The organism is Micromonospora sp. M71_S20, from assembly GCF_003664255.1.
Taxonomy (GTDB): domain Bacteria; phylum Actinomycetota; class Actinomycetes; order Mycobacteriales; family Micromonosporaceae; genus Micromonospora.
The window spans coordinates 55,360-69,016 of sequence record NZ_RCCV01000005.1 but is presented as its reverse complement, the minus strand read 5'-3'; the positions used below and the strand labels follow the sequence as shown (position 1 = coordinate 69,016).

Annotated in this window: 12 protein-coding genes; 7 read left to right on the top strand and 5 right to left on the bottom strand. The window is 73.7% G+C overall.

Translation table 11 applies throughout. The features are described 5' to 3' along the window. Positions 1 to 79 precede the first annotated feature (79 nt). The 4 genes from DER29_RS32915 to DER29_RS32900 all read left to right on the top strand — a co-directional run bounded on the left by DER29_RS32915 (position 80) and on the right by DER29_RS32900 (position 3,685). Complete coding sequence (locus DER29_RS32915; protein WP_121401547.1) at positions 80 to 1,360, top strand: PQQ-binding-like beta-propeller repeat protein; 1,281 nt, start codon at positions 80 to 82, stop codon at positions 1,358 to 1,360. 81 nt (positions 1,361 to 1,441) lie between these two features. Continuing rightward, complete coding sequence (locus DER29_RS32910) at positions 1,442 to 1,975, top strand: hypothetical protein (RefSeq protein ID WP_121401546.1); 534 nt, start codon at positions 1,442 to 1,444, stop codon at positions 1,973 to 1,975. 59 nt (positions 1,976 to 2,034) lie between these two features. Next, a complete protein-coding gene (locus DER29_RS32905; protein WP_121401545.1) occupies positions 2,035 to 2,577 on the top strand; it encodes a hypothetical protein in 543 nt (180 codons plus the stop codon). A 25-nt stretch (positions 2,578 to 2,602) separates the two neighbouring features. After that, on the top strand, positions 2,603 to 3,685 hold the full coding sequence (locus tag DER29_RS32900) for a hypothetical protein (RefSeq protein WP_121401544.1): 1,083 nt from the start codon (positions 2,603 to 2,605) through the stop codon (positions 3,683 to 3,685). Positions 3,686 to 3,735: 50 nt separating this feature from the next. On the opposite strand, the gene hisC is transcribed toward DER29_RS32900, so the two are convergent. From hisC to hppD, 4 genes are read right to left on the bottom strand one after another with little or no spacing between them, the layout of a single operon-like run. Then, positions 3,736 to 4,839, bottom strand: a complete 1,104-nt coding sequence (gene hisC, locus DER29_RS32895; RefSeq protein WP_121401543.1) for a histidinol-phosphate transaminase — start codon at positions 4,837 to 4,839, stop codon at positions 3,736 to 3,738. After that, the gene (locus DER29_RS32890; RefSeq protein ID WP_121401542.1) at positions 4,836 to 5,843 is read right to left on the bottom strand and encodes an RDD family protein; all 1,008 of its coding nucleotides are present in this window, start codon (positions 5,841 to 5,843) and stop codon (positions 4,836 to 4,838) included. Before DER29_RS32890 ends, hisC begins: the two co-directional genes overlap by 4 nt. 22 nt (positions 5,844 to 5,865) lie before the next feature. Further along, on the bottom strand, positions 5,866 to 6,612 hold the full coding sequence (locus DER29_RS32885; RefSeq protein WP_121401541.1) for an RDD family protein: 747 nt from the start codon (positions 6,610 to 6,612) through the stop codon (positions 5,866 to 5,868). An 11-nt stretch (positions 6,613 to 6,623) separates the two neighbouring features. Continuing rightward, a complete protein-coding gene (hppD, locus tag DER29_RS32880) occupies positions 6,624 to 7,829 on the bottom strand; it encodes a 4-hydroxyphenylpyruvate dioxygenase (protein WP_121401540.1) in 1,206 nt (401 codons plus the stop codon). Positions 7,830 to 7,978: 149 nt separating this feature from the next. Here hppD and DER29_RS32875 point away from each other — a divergent pair, with 149 nt between their 5' ends. The 3 genes from DER29_RS32875 to DER29_RS32865 all read left to right on the top strand — a co-directional run bounded on the left by DER29_RS32875 (position 7,979) and on the right by DER29_RS32865 (position 11,732). Then, on the top strand, positions 7,979 to 8,467 hold the full coding sequence (locus DER29_RS32875; protein WP_121401539.1) for an Lrp/AsnC family transcriptional regulator: 489 nt from the start codon (positions 7,979 to 7,981) through the stop codon (positions 8,465 to 8,467). A 105-nt stretch (positions 8,468 to 8,572) separates the two neighbouring features. Next, positions 8,573 to 9,997 carry a PQQ-binding-like beta-propeller repeat protein gene (locus DER29_RS32870; RefSeq protein ID WP_121401538.1) on the top strand — a complete coding sequence of 475 codons (1,425 nt, stop codon included), beginning with the start codon at positions 8,573 to 8,575 and terminating at the stop codon, positions 9,995 to 9,997. Positions 9,998 to 10,064: 67 nt separating this feature from the next. After that, a complete protein-coding gene (locus DER29_RS32865) occupies positions 10,065 to 11,732 on the top strand; it encodes a fumarate hydratase (protein ID WP_121401537.1) in 1,668 nt (555 codons plus the stop codon). A 61-nt stretch (positions 11,733 to 11,793) separates the two neighbouring features. On the opposite strand, the gene DER29_RS32860 is transcribed toward DER29_RS32865, so the two are convergent. Next, on the bottom strand, positions 11,794 to 13,494 hold the full coding sequence (locus DER29_RS32860) for a hypothetical protein (protein ID WP_158619136.1): 1,701 nt from the start codon (positions 13,492 to 13,494) through the stop codon (positions 11,794 to 11,796). Positions 13,495 to 13,657: the final 163 nt, after the last annotated feature.

Sequence of the window (13,657 nt, the reverse complement as noted above, 5' to 3'; positions counted from 1 at the left end):
CGCCGGCACACCCGTCCGCCGGTGACCTGACAGGGCCCTGACCGGCTCCGCTGGGTAGGGTGCCGGGCGGAGGTGCGGCATGGGGTTCCCGAACGGCCGGCGGCGGATCGCGGTGGCGGTCGCGGCGCTGCTCGGCACCGTCGCCGTCGCGGCGACGGTCTACCGGGTGCTCGCCCCCGCCGAGGTCGTCACGCCCGCCCGCGCCGGGTATCCGCCGGCCGTGTCCCCCGCCGCCGGTGTGATCGGCCGGCTCCCCGTCGCCCCGCTCGTCGTGGACGGCCGGCTGCGGGTCTACGCGGCCCACCGCCAGGTCTACGCCGACCGCCCGGTCGACGGCCGGCACCGGACCACCCCGTACTGGTCGTACCGTCGCTGGCCGGCGGCGCTCGACGGGGTCGTGGCGAGCGGTACGACCGTGGTCACCCGCTGGTCGGACGGGCGCCTGGTGGCGCTTGACGCGCGGAGCGGCCGGGTCGCCTGGCGGGCGGACGGGCCGGCGCCGGCGGGGGAGCGGACGGTCCGGCGCACCGGAGCGGCGACGGTCTGGGACCCCCGGGGGATCTTCGTGGCCCGGGCGCCCGACGGCCGGCAGGTGGTGGTGGCGGCCGGAGCGGAGTGGGTGCGTGCGGTGGACCTGGCCGACGGCCGCGAACTGTGGCGGTCCCACGTCACCGTCACGGTGCCACCGGGCGACACGGTCGCCGGGTGCCGGGACGCGCTCGGCACGACCGCGTCCGGGCACCTGATCATCGTCGACTCCTGCGCGGGACCGGCGGTGGTCGAGTTCCGCGACGCCGCGACCGGGGCGGTGGGCCTGCGCTGGCGGCCGCCGGACGCCGGCGACGAGCTGGTGGCCACACCGGTGGGCTGCGGCACCGGCCGGACGGGGTGCGCCGGGTTGCGGACGGCGAGGCCGGGCGACGACGCGGGCCGGGGCTGGCTGCTCGACGCCGGCGAGCCGGTCGCCGCCCCGGCCCTGGACCGGCCGGACGCCGAACTCGTCGGCGGGACGGCCGTGGCGGTCGTGGACGGGGTGCCGGTCGGGCGCTCGGCGCGTACGGGGGCGGAGCTGTGGCGCCGTCCCGACCTGCCGCAAGTGCGGCTGCTCGCCGTCCAGCCCGACCGGGTGCACCTGCTGACGGAGACGAACGACCTCGTGACGCTGGACCCGGCGACGGGGGCGCAACGGTCCTTCTTCGCGCTCAACGTGGGCTCGGACGGGATCGGCTGGGCGCCCGGCGCGGCGTACGCGGCCGGCGGGTTCGTGGCCGTGGAGCGGCTCCGCAAGCCGGTCGACCCGACGGCGGACGACCGGCGCTACTACCTGACCTCGGAGCCACTGGTCCTCGCGGCGACGTGAGCGGTGATCCGGGCCGCGCCGTGAAACGCGGGCCGGCCCGCCTGCTCGACAAAACGGACATAAGTTATTTATAGTCCCACTGTGCGTCTCCTGGCAGCCCTGTTGGGCGCGATCCTGATCCTGGTCACCGCCTCGCCGGCCGACGCCGCGCCGACCGGCCGGACGGTCCGGCTGGCCCGGACGGTGGGGGTGGACATCACCGTGCCCGCCTCCATCAATCTCGGCAGCGGGTTCACCGGCGGCACCCTCACGCGGCAGTTGGGCACGGTCGAGGTGCGTGACTCGCGTGGCCAGGTCAACCCCAACACCTGGGTCGCCACGGTCTCCGCCACCGTCTTCGTCACCGGTGCGGGCGGAGCGCAGCGGACGATCGCGAACGACCGGATCTCGTACTGGTCCGGGTCGGCGACGCGGAGCACCGGCGGCGGCACGCTGGTGCCCGGTCAGCCGACCTTCGCGCAGGCGGTGACCCTGAGCGTCGTCCGTGAGGCGTTCCGCAAGACCGCCGGCAACGGCAACAACACGGTGGCCTGGGTGCCCACCGTCCGGATCGCCATCCCGGCCGGCATCGTCGGGGGAACCTACCGCGGCACGATCACCCACTCCGTCGCCTGATGGGGGGTTTGTCCATAAAACGCACTGTTGTCTTCTCCGGGGTGTCTAGCGTGCCTCTCATGAAGAAGCCACTTCTTGCCCTGACCGCCGCCGCGGCCGCCGTGGTGGCGATGGCGGCGCCCGCCGCGGCCGCGCCGACCGGCGACACCATCGTCACCTTCACCGTCGCCACCGCCGACCTGAACATCAGCGTGCCGGCGTCCGTGAACCTCGGCTCCGTCTTCTCCGGCGGCGTCCTCACCGGCGAACTCGGCACCGTCACGGTCACCGACAGCCGGGCCGCGCTCAACGCCACCTGGACCGTCACGGTGTCGGCCAGCTCCTTCTCCACCGGCAGCGGCACGCCGGAGGAAACCATCTCGCCGGCACTGGTGGAGTACTGGTCGGGCGGAGCTACCAACACCACCGGCACCGGCGTGTTCGTGCCCGGCCAGCCCAGCCAGACCGACGCGGTCAGTCTGAGCGTGCCCCGCACCGCCTTCTCGAAGACCTCTGGCAGTGGCAACAACACCGCCAGCTGGGCGCCGGACATCCGCATCGCCGTTCCGAACACCGCCGTCGGCGGCACCTACACGGGGGTGATCACCCATTCGGTGGCGTGACCGGGCCCGCGTCCTCGCCCTGGCCGTGACCGTCCTGGTCACGGCCGGGGCGCCGGCGTCGGCCGCGCAGCCCGGGCCGGCGTTCGCCAGCCGTCCGCCGGTGCTCGCCGAACCGGAGGTCCCCGAGGCGGACGTGCCGGCCGTCGAGCCGCACGGGCGCAAGGGCTCGCCCAGGCCCTCGCCGCAGCCGAGTCCGGGTGGTCCGTCGACCACGGTCGGGGTACGCCTGCTCGACGCCCCGGTCGAGCGACGCGACGACACCCGGGCGCACAGGTACGTCGTCGACCACGTCCGCCCCGGCACGACGATCAAGCGGCGGATCGTGGTGCAGAACAGCTCGGAGACCCGCCGGACGGTCGCCCTCTACGCCGCCGCGGCCGACGTCACGAAGAAGGGGTTCGTCCTCGCCCCGGACCGCACCGAGAACGAGCTGAGCAGCTGGATCGACGTCGAGCCGGCGCAGGAGGTGCTGGCCCCCGACGAGGAGGTGGAGGCCCTGGTCACCATCGCCGTGCCGCGACGGGCCGAGGCCGGCGAGCGGTACGCGGTCGTCTGGGCCGAGGTCGCCGGCGTGGACGGGCAGAACGTGCGCAACGTCGGCCGGGCCGGGATCCGGGTCTACCTCTCCGTCGGGCCGGGCGGCGAGCCGCCCTCCGGCTTCGAGATCGGCCCGCTGACCGGCGGGCGGGAGAAGGACGGCACGCCCGTCCTCACCGCGCAGGTGCGCAACACCGGCAGGCGGGCGCTGGACCTGGCCGGCGAGCTGCGCCTCACCGAGGGCCCCGGCGGGCTCTCGGCCGGGCCGGTGAAGGTGGAGGCGGGCACCCTCGCGCTGGACGGCACGACCACCGTCCGGGTCGCCCTGGACCGCCGCCTGCCGGACGGGCCGTGGGCGGCGAAGCTCGACCTGGCCAGCGGCTGGACGAAGCGCTCCGCCACCGGCAAGGTCGGCTTCGGGCCGGTCCCGGTGGCGGCCACCAGCGCCGTCGACCGCTCCGGCCAGGTGCTCACGGGCGGGCTGGCCACCTCGGGGCTGGTCCTGGTGCTGTTCGCGGTCTACGCGTACCGGCGCCGGGCCCGGGTCCGGCGGCCGGTGGCGGCGGCCTGAGACTGCCGGTCCGGTCCGCGAGGGGATGGCGGACCGGACCGGCACCTGCCTCAGGCCAGCGCGGCCTCCGCCGCCGCCAGGAAGGCGTCGTTCTCGGCCGGGGTGCCGATGGTGACCCGGACCCCGTCGCCAGGGAACGGCCGGACGATCACGCCCCGCGCCTCGCACGCCTTGCCGAAGTCCACGGCCCGGTCGCCCAGCGGCAGCCAGACGAAGTTCGCCTGGCTGTCCGGCACGTCGGCGACGAGCTTGCGCAGCGCCTCCGTCACGCGGTCGCGCTCGGCCACCACGAGGGCGCACCGCCGCCGCACCTCGTCCTCCTGCGCCAGCGCGGCGAGCGCGCCCGCCTGCGCGGCCATGTTGCTGGAGAACGGCGTCACGACCTTGCGCACGGCCGCCGCCACCGTCGGGTGGGCGACCAGGAAGCCGATCCGCAGGCCGGCCAGGCCCCAGGCCTTGGAGAGCGTACGCAGCACGGCCACGTTCGGCCGGTCGAGGTAGGTGAGGCCGTCCGGCACCTCCGGGTCGGTGACGAACTCGCGGTACGCCTCGTCGATCACGACCAGCACGTCCTCGCCGACGGTGTCCAGGAACCGGTCCAGTTCCGCCCGGCGCACGGACGTTCCGGTGGGGTTGTTCGGGTTGCAGACCACGATCAGCCGGGTCCGGTCGGTGACCGCCGCCGCCATCGCCGCCAGGTCGTGCCCGTGCCCGGCGTCGTTGGGCACCCGCACGCTGGTCGCCCCGCTGGTCGCCGCGATGATCGGGTACGCCTCGAAGGAGCGCCACGCGTAGAGGAACTCGTCGCCGGGCAGGCAGGTGGCCCGGACGAGGTGCTCGGCCAGCGCCACCGACCCGCAGCCGGTGGCGATCCGGTCGACGTCCACGCCGTACCGCTCGGACAGCGCCTCGCGCAGCGCGAGCGCGCCCATGTCCGGGTAGCGGTGCACCCCGGCGACGGCCTGGGCGACGGCCTCCACCACGCCGGGCACCGGCCCGTACGGCACCTCGTTGCTGGCCAGCTTGATCGCCTCGGGGAGGCCCAGCTCGCGGGCCAGGTCGGCCGGGCTGCGGCCGGGCACGTAGTTGGGCAGCGCGTCCAGGTCGGGGCGGGTCAGCCGCAGCGCCGGCTGGTGACGTCCAGGGTCGGTCATGGGGTGTCTCCCGAGGGGTCGGTGCGGTCGTCGGGGGTGCGCTCGCCCGTGGTGGTGGGCTCGCGCGTGGTGGTGCGGTCGTCCGGCGTGGCGCGCCCGCCCGTGGTGTTGCGGGTGCCGCGGGGGAGCTGGACCACCACGGTCTGCGCCCGCTTGTCGTGCAGCGCCTGACGCAGCGGGTGGTCGAAGAGCGGGGAGAGCGCGTCGACGAGCTGGAGCAGCAGGCCGAGGCCGCAGCAGTACCAGAGCAGGGTGGGCAGGCCGAGGGTGTTCCACCGGCGCAGCGCCCGGCCGAAGCCGAGCGGCTCGTTCGCGCTCATCGGCACCACCTTGACGCCCACCAGCCGCTTGCCGAACGTCTGCCCGCCCGAGGCCGTCGTCGGCACCTCGTACGCGAGCCAGAGCGCGGTGGCGATCAGCAGGATGACGACCTGGAGGCCGCCGGCCTGCTCGCTGGGCTGCGGCAGGTTGTCGGTGGAGCTGTCGCCCGCCATCGCCCGCCGGAACACCTCCCGCCAGTACGGCGTGACCTCCTCGACCAGCCGCCAGACGAACCAGCCGTTCACCACGGCGTTCAGCGCGAAGACGATCGTGAAGTCGATCAGCCGGGCGACCAGCCGGGCGCCGAACCCGGCCAGCGGGAGCCCGTGCGGGCGCGGCTCCGGCGGTCGTCCGGGCCAGCCGCCGGGTGGCCAGCCGGGCGGCGGAGCGCCACCGGGCGGCGGGCCCTGCGGTTGGCCGTGCCCCTGCGGCGGCTGCCAGGGGTAGGGCTGGCCCGGCTGCGGCTGCCCCGGCAGGGGCGGCCCGCCCGCGGGGGCGCCCGGCGCGGGGACCGGCGCCGCGGGCGACGCCGGGGCGGGCGCGGGTGGCGGCTCGGCCGGCGGCGGCCCCTCGGGCGGGGTGGCGTCGACGGGGATCGGCGCGCCGATCCAGCCCTCGCCGTCCCAGTAGCGTCGGGTCTCCGGATCGGCCGGGTCGACGTACCACCCCGGTCCGACGCTCATGGCCTGGCCTCGCTGCGCTCGCTCACGCAGACACCTTAACGACGACGGTGCCGGCGAACTTGTCGTGGAGGCACTGCTGCCAGGGCTTGTCCCACAACTGCCAGAGCCCGTCGAGGTAGCTGAGGCCGGGCAGGAACATGGCGGCGACGTACTGCACGGCGTACCGCCTGCCGGCCATCCGCCGGTCCAGCGTGGCGGCCGGGTCGAGGGGCACGACCCGCAGCTTCATCACCCGCTTGCCGTACGTCTGCCCGGTGCGCTTCATGTACTCCACGTGGTAGAGCCAGTAGAGCCCGAGCATGACCACCAGCAGGCCCAGTTCGAGCAGCAGGATCGGCAGCATGAAGTCGGTCAGGAACGACGCGGGGTCGGGATCGGCGAGGGTGCCGTCCGGGTTGGTCCGGGTCAGGCCGTCCATCATGTTCCAGAACAGGATCAGGAACGGCGGCAGGAAGAGGACCATCGCCACCGCCGTGCTCAGCGCGCCGTCGATCAGCGCGGCGAGCAGCCGGTCGCCGAAGCTGGCGAGCGGTCGGCCGCCCGGTCCGAGCGCCGGGGCCGGGCGGGGCGGCCCGGCCCAGCCCGGGGGCGGCGGCGTCCAGCCCGGGGGCGGCGGCGCCCAGCCCGGGGGCGGGACCTGACCGGGCGGGGCGTGCTGCGGCGGCACCGCGTACCCCTGGTTGGCGGGACCGGCGGGCGGCGCGAAGCCGCCGGCGGCGGGCGGGGGCCCACCGGCCGGCGGCGTCGGGTACGTCGGAGGCTGCGTCACGCTCGTCAGTGTTACAGGTTGCCGCGCGCTTCCTGCTCCCGCTCGATGGCCTCGAAGAGCGCCTTGAAGTTGCCCTTGCCGAAGCCGAGCGAGCCGTGCCGCTCGATCAGCTCGAAGAAGACCGTCGGGCGGTCCTGCACCGGCTTGGTGAAGATCTGGAGCAGGTAGCCGTCCTCGTCCCGGTCGACCAGGATCTTGCGGGTCTTCAGCTCCTCGATCGGCACCCGCACCTGGCCGATCCGGGCGCGTAGCTCCGGGTCGTCGTAGTACGAGTCCGGGGTGTCGAGGAACTCGACGCCGGCGGCGCGCATCGCGTCGACGCTGGCCAGGATGTCGTTGGTGGCCACGGCGATGTGCTGGGCGCCCGGGCCCTGGTAGAACTCCAGGTACTCGTCGATCTGCGACTTCTTGCGGGCGATCGCCGGCTCGTTGAGCGGGAACTTCACCTTGCGGGTGCCGTTCGCGACGACCTTGCTCATCAGCGCCGAGTAGTCGGTGGCGATGTCGTCGCCGATGAACTCGGCCATGTTCGAGAAGCCCATGACGCGCTTGTAGAACTCGACCCACTCGTCCATCCGGCCGAGCTCGACGTTGCCGACCACGTGGTCGACGGCCTGGAAGAACCGCTTCGGCTGGAGGCCGGCGTCGATCATCGGCTGCCGGTCCACGATCGGCTTGCGGGCCACGAACCCGGGCAGGAACGGGCCGGTGTAGCGGGACCGGTCGACGAGGGTGTGCCGGGTGTCGCCGTACGCCGCGATGGCGGCCAGCCGTACGGTGCCGTGCTCGTCGCTGACGTCGTGCGGTTCGAGCAGGCCGGTGGCACCCTGCGCGGTGGCGTGCGCGTACGCGGCGTCGACGTCCGGCACCTCCAGCGCGATGTCGGAGACACCGTCGCTGTGCCTCGCGACGTGCTCGGCGCCCTCGGCGTCCGGGCGGACCGCGCCGGTCAGCACGAACCGGGCCGAGCCGCTGGTCAGCACGTACTGGGCGTGGTCCCGGTAGCCCTGCTCGGGGCCCCGGTACGCCACGCAGGTCATGCCGAACGCGGTGGAGTAGTAGTGCGCGGCCTGCTTGGCGTTGCCCACCAGGAAGTGCACGTGGTCGAGGCCCTTGACCGGGAACGGGTCGCGGCTGATGTCGTGGTCCACGGCGCCGACGAGCACGTCGACGTCGACGTCGTCGGTCGCCTGGGGGCGGTCGATCGCCTGGGTCATCGCGGTCTCCCTCAAGTTCCGGTCGGCCCCGTGGCCGCCGCCGTTGGTCGTGTGCAGGGTCCTGTGGCGAGGATCGCGGTGGAGTGCCGTACTGGGCAACTGTCGCGCCAACGCCTGGTCAGGTTGCGCATTAAGTAGGGTGATACACCATGAGTGCTGGTCAAGGTGTACAGCTCGATGCCCTCGACGCGCGGTTGATCGAACTGCTCGCCGAGGAGCCGCGCATCGGGGTGCTGGAGTGCTCCCGACGCCTCGGGGTCGCCCGGGGCACCGTGCAGGCCCGGCTGGACAAGCTGGTCGAGCGGCGCGTCATCTCGGGGTTCGGGCCGGAGATCACCCCGGCGGCGATCGGGTTCGGGGTCACCAGCTTCGTCACCCTGGAGATCAGCCAGCGGCACGGGCACGACAAGGTCGCCGCGCACCTGGCCGCGATCCCGGAGGTGCTGGAGGCGCACACCATCACCGGCTCCAGCGACCTGCTCTGCCGGATCGTGGCCCGCTCGAACACCGACCTCCAGCGGGTGATCGACCAGATCGTCTCGTACGAGGGCATCCGCCGCGCCTCGACGATCATCGCCCTGGCCGAGCAGATCCCCTACCGCACCCTCCCCCTGATCCGCTCCGCCGCCCAGCGCTGAGCAGCGGGCGGAGGCCCTCCCGTACGCCCACGGGCACGCGAGAAAGGGCGGCGACACGGCGGCGCGGGAGAGCGGCGGCGCTGCGGTCGTCGCTACCGTGTGCGTGTGGCGAAGGCGGGCGGCCTCGGGGGGTGGCGTGGCGGGCTGCTGCTCGCGCTCGTCGTGGTCGTCGCGCTCGCCGCCACCGGAGTGTGGAACCCGTTCCCCGGGGTGTGGGAGTGGGTCGACCGCAGCGAGCCGATCTCCGAGCCGGACGTGGTCTGGCAGCAGCGCGTCGGCGGCACCCCGCGCAGCGTGACCATCGCCGGCGACACCGTGGTGGTCGAGCAGCGCACCCGCGTGGAGGCGCGCAGCCTGGCCACCGGCGCCCAGCTGTGGGAGCGCAAGGCCGACTGGGCCGCGGTGGCCGGCGGCGACCGGGACCCCGTCGTCGTCGTGGGCAAGCTGCTGGTCAAGGGGTACGAGGTGCTGGATCCGACGACCGGCGCCACGCGGCGGCGCAACGGCGACGCGGTGGCCGTCTGGACGTACCGCAACATGCTGCTCGACGCCCGCTGCGTCGAGGCCACCGACTGCACGGTGAGCGCCTGGGACGCGCGCGGCACCGCCCCGCTCTGGACGGCCTTCGTGCCCGGCGTGCGCAGCGGTCTGCTCGGCGACAACCCGGGGCTGCTCGACACCCGCCGGCTGGACGCCGTCCGGATCGACGACGAGGTGGCCGGCCCGGAACCCGTGCCGCCGCTGCTCGGCTTCCCCATCGACGGCCGGGTGCACGTCCTCGACACCGCCACCGGGCGGGTGCTCCAGGACGTCGAGCCCGGCCGCGACGAGCGGCTGTCGGTGGTCGGTGGCCGGCTGCTGCGGATCACCGCCCGCTCCCAGGACGGCACCTGCTACTTCGCCATCTCCGGCCGCGACCCGGCGACCGGCCAGGAGACGTGGCGGCGGGCCGGGATCAACCTGCGGACCGCCGACAACGCCGGCTGCGTGCAGCGGGAGGACCCGCACGGCGCGCGCAACGTGCTGATCGGGGTGGCCCCGGACGCCCGCGAGGCGGTCCTCGACGGCTACGACGGGCGGCTGCTGCTGGTCACCTCCGCCGGGGAGAAGCTGCTCGCGGTCGACGACCGGTACGCCCTGGTCCGGTCGGCCGACAAGCGCGCGGTGGTCGGCCGGGAGCTGGGCGCCGGGCGCGTCCGGTGGACCCGTCCGACCGGGGCGAAGGCCGGTGCGGCGCTCACCCCGTACGCGGCCGTGATCGCCGACGAGAAGCCGTCCCGGCTGGTGGCGCTGGACCCGCGTACCGGGCGGGAACTGGCGAGCCTGCGCACCTCCGCGAACGCCCTCGCCGTCGGCCCGAGGGGCATGGTCATCGGCGAGGGGCGGGAGATCGGCTACGTCCGCTTCGGCGGGGTGCCGGGCGCCCCGGCCCCGCCGCGCGACGGCGGCGTACCCGGCCCCGGCGGCACGGCGGGCGTCCCCGGGCCGGAGGACAGCTGCGGCCCGAAGCGGGAGCTCTGCCCCGGGTGAGAGCGTCGTCCCAGGACCCACCCGGCGGGTGCGACTGATCGACTCTTCTGCCCTAGGCTTTCCGCTCATGAGCAGTGCCGCCGCGTTCTCGTACGCTCCCTTGCTGCCGACCGGCCCCGACCAGACGGAATACCGCCTGGTCACCGACGAGGGCGTCGACGTCGTCAACGGGCCCGGGGGTCGCCGGTTCCTCACCGTGGAGCCGACCGCGCTCACCGCGCTGACCGCCGAGGCGATGCACGACATCGCGCACTTCCTGCGCCCCGCGCACCTGGCCCAGCTGCGGTCGATCATCGACGATCCGGCGGCCTCGCCGAACGACCGGTTCGTCGCGCTCGACCTGCTGCGCAACGCCAACATCGCGGCCGGCGGCGTGCTGCCGATGTGCCAGGACACCGGCACCGCGATCGTGATGGGCAAGCGCGGCCGGCACGTGCTCACCGACGGCAGCGACGCCGAGGCCGTCTCGCGCGGCGTCTACCAGGCCTACACCCGGCTCAACCTGCGCTACTCGCAGCTCGCCCCGCTGACCATGTGGGAGGAGCGCAACACCGGCAGCAACCTGCCGGCCCAGGTCGAGCTCTACGCGGAGGACCCGGACGGGCAGCCCGACGCGTACAAGTTCCTCTTCATGGCCAAGGGCGGCGGCTCGGCCAACAAGTCGTACCTCTACCAGGAGACGAAGGCGCTGCTGAACCCCACGCGGATGATGCAGTTCCTGGAGGAGAAGCTGCGGCTGATCGGCACCGCCGCCTGCCCGCCGTACCACCTCGCCGTCGTCATCGGCGGCACCTCCGCCGAGTACGCCCTGAAGACCGCCAAGTACGCCAGCGCCAAGTACCTCGACGCGCTGCCCACCTCCGGCTCGATGAGCGCGCACGGCTTCCGCGACCTGGAGCTGGAGGCGGAGGTGCTGGAGCTGACCCGCAACTTCGGCATCGGCGCGCAGTTTGGCGGGCGCTACTTCTGCCACGACGTGCGGGTGGTCCGGCTGCCCCGGCACGGCGCGTCCTGCCCGGTGGCGATCGCCGTCTCCTGCTCGGCCGACCGGCAGGCGGTCGCCAAGATCACCCCGTCGGGTGTGTGGCTGGAGCGGCTCGAGACCGACCCGGCGCGCTACCTGCCCGACGTCACCGACGAGACGCTCGACGCGTCCGAGGTGGTCCGCGTCGACCTCAACCGGCCGATGGACGAGATCCGCGCGGAGCTGTCGAAGTACCCGGTGAAGACCCGGCTGTCGCTGACCGGCCCGCTCGTGGTGGCCCGCGACATCGCGCACGCCAAGATCGCGGAGCGGCTGGACGCCGGTGAGCCGATGCCGCAGTACCTGCGCGACCACGCGGTCTACTACGCCGGCCCGGCCAAGACGCCGGAGGGCTACGCGTCCGGCTCGTTCGGCCCGACCACCGCCGGCCGGATGGACGCGTACGTGGAGAAGTTCCAGGCCGCGGGCGGCTCGCAGGTCATGCTCGCCAAGGGCAACCGCTCCGCCCAGGTCACCCGCTCCTGCGAGCAGCACGGCGGCTTCTACCTCGGCTCGATCGGCGGCCCGGCCGCCCGGCTCGCGCAGGACTGCATCAAGCACGTCGAGGTCCTGGAATACCCGGAGCTGGGCATGGAGGCGGTCTGGAAGATCCAGGTGGAGGACTTCCCGGCCTTCATCGTGGTCGACGACAAGGGCAACGACTTCTTCGCCGAGGTCACCAAGCCGGTGCTGACGGTCGGGCGCCGCTGATCCACGCGTACGCGAAGGGGCGCCGGGCAGCAAGCCCGGCGCCCCTCGTCGTTGCCCTACGTCAGCTGGCCCGGCTGGCGTAGAAGGTGCCGCTGAAGGTCTCCGACACGGTGCCGTCGCCGGTCCGCGTGTGGACGGTGACCCGGTGGATCCCGGCGGTCGTCGGGGTGTACCCCACCGACGTCGACCCGTCTGCGCCCGCCGCGACCGTCTGCGCCGGACGGCCGTCGAAGGAGTAGACGAACTCCGTCACCCCGGGCATGCCGGCCTGGAGGACGAACGTCCCCGGCGTGCCGGCGACCGCACCCTGGAACTTGTTGATCGGGTACTCGACGGAGCTGACCGTGGGCTTGGTCGCCAGGTGGAACCGGTAGCTGCCCTCGCCGGACGGCAGGTCACCGGCGGTGCGGCTGCGGACGTACACGGTGTTGTAGCCCGGCTTCGTCGGCGTGATGGTGACGGTGGCCGTGCCGTCGGCGGTCGCCGGCGCGGTCTGCTCCGGCCCGTCGTCGAGCCGGTACGTGTACTCGACGACGCCTTCCATCCGCGGCGCGAACGTCAGGTTGCGCGGCTGGCCGTACCCGGCCGTCGGGTTGGCGTCGGTGATCGTCGGGCTGGTGGTGCGCACCCGGAACACGTAGCTCGTGGGCGTGGAGCGGTTGCCCGCGAGGTCCACCGCCTCGACGGTGAGCGTCCTCGGCCCGTCCCGGTCGGGGGTGAGGGTGACGGTCGCCGAGCCGCCCGGGACGTCGGCCGCCACGTCGGTCGCCGGCCCCCCGGACAGGCTGTAGCGGAATCGCACCGTGTCGGTGTCGCCGCCGGCGGAGAAGGTGAACTGGCCCGGGATGCCGGGACCGCCGTACCAGCCGTCGTCGGCCGGGTAGTCCGTCGAACTGACCGTCGGCTGGGCGGGGCTGGTGGTGTCGACCGCGAACCGGCACTCCGCCGACCAGGCGGAGGTGTCGCCTGCCCTGTCGGTGGCCCGGACGGCGAAGGCGTACGTCCCGTTGACCATCTGGCCGGCCGCAACGCTGTACGAGAAAGGCGACCCGGCGGCCTTGGCCGGGGACGTCTGCTCGGTCCGCATGGTCGGGTCGGTCACCGGCCACCAGGCGAAGGTGGCGGTCACCGGTTCGGCGTTCGACGGTGCCGCGTCCGCGTCGGTGACCCTCGCCGCGAGGTACGGCGTGGCCGTCCCGATGTGCAGCTCGTCGGCGCAGGGGAGCCCGTTGACTTCCAGGTTGGTCGGTACGTCCGGCGGCGTGTTCGCGTCGATGGAGATGCCGAGTTCCCTGATCCATCGGCCGTAGGGCAGCTTGTCCTCGTGGTCTCCGGCGATCCGTGCCATGAAGGTGATCGAGGTCTGCCCGGCCTCGACCGCCTGCCGTACCGCCTCGGTGAGCAGCACTTCCAGCTGCCCCTGACAGGGAGCGGTCGGCGCGATGTCAGCGATCTTCTCGCGAACCGTGGGTGACGTTTCCCAGGTCAATGCGGTGGTCGGTACGTCGGTCCGCCACAGCTCGATCTCGCGTGGCTTCGAGCATTCGTTGACCGCCGTCTCCTCGGTGACACCGAGGGCACGAATGATGCGCTTGCCCTGGAACGGAGAGAGGTCGTAGGTGAAGTAGGCCCGCGAGGTGTGTTTGTCGTCGCCGGACGTCCAGGTGCCGACCGGCACGGTGCCGTCGATCTCCGCAGAAGCGGTCGACGGCTGACGGGCGTCGGTCCAACTGCCGCTGGTCGGAAGGATGAATTGGCTCACCCCGGCGGATGCCGGCGTGGCGGTTACGGCCAGGGCCGTGGTGGCGGTGAGCAGGGCGGTGAGGCCGGTGGCCAGAAGCCGGCGCGGAACGCGCCGGCGGCGTGTGACGGGCAGGCCGGTGGAACCCCGTTGTCCGTGCAAGGTGGAAGATCCTCCGATGGGA

Coding starts and splice junctions, on each gene's coding strand:
- DER29_RS32915 (WP_121401547.1), top strand. CDS start 80: ATGGGGTTCCCGAACGGCCGGCGGCGGATCGCGGTGGCGGTCGCGGCG.
- DER29_RS32905 (WP_121401545.1), top strand. CDS start 2,035: ATGAAGAAGCCACTTCTTGCCCTGACCGCCGCCGCGGCCGCCGTGGTG.
- hisC (WP_121401543.1), bottom strand. CDS start 4,839: ATGACCGACCCTGGACGTCACCAGCCGGCGCTGCGGCTGACCCGCCCC.
- DER29_RS32890 (WP_121401542.1), bottom strand. CDS start 5,843: ATGAGCGTCGGACCGGGGTGGTACGTCGACCCGGCCGATCCGGAGACC.
- hppD (WP_121401540.1), bottom strand. CDS start 7,829: ATGACCCAGGCGATCGACCGCCCCCAGGCGACCGACGACGTCGACGTC.
- DER29_RS32875 (WP_121401539.1), top strand. CDS start 7,979: ATGAGTGCTGGTCAAGGTGTACAGCTCGATGCCCTCGACGCGCGGTTG.
- DER29_RS32865 (WP_121401537.1), top strand. CDS start 10,065: ATGAGCAGTGCCGCCGCGTTCTCGTACGCTCCCTTGCTGCCGACCGGC.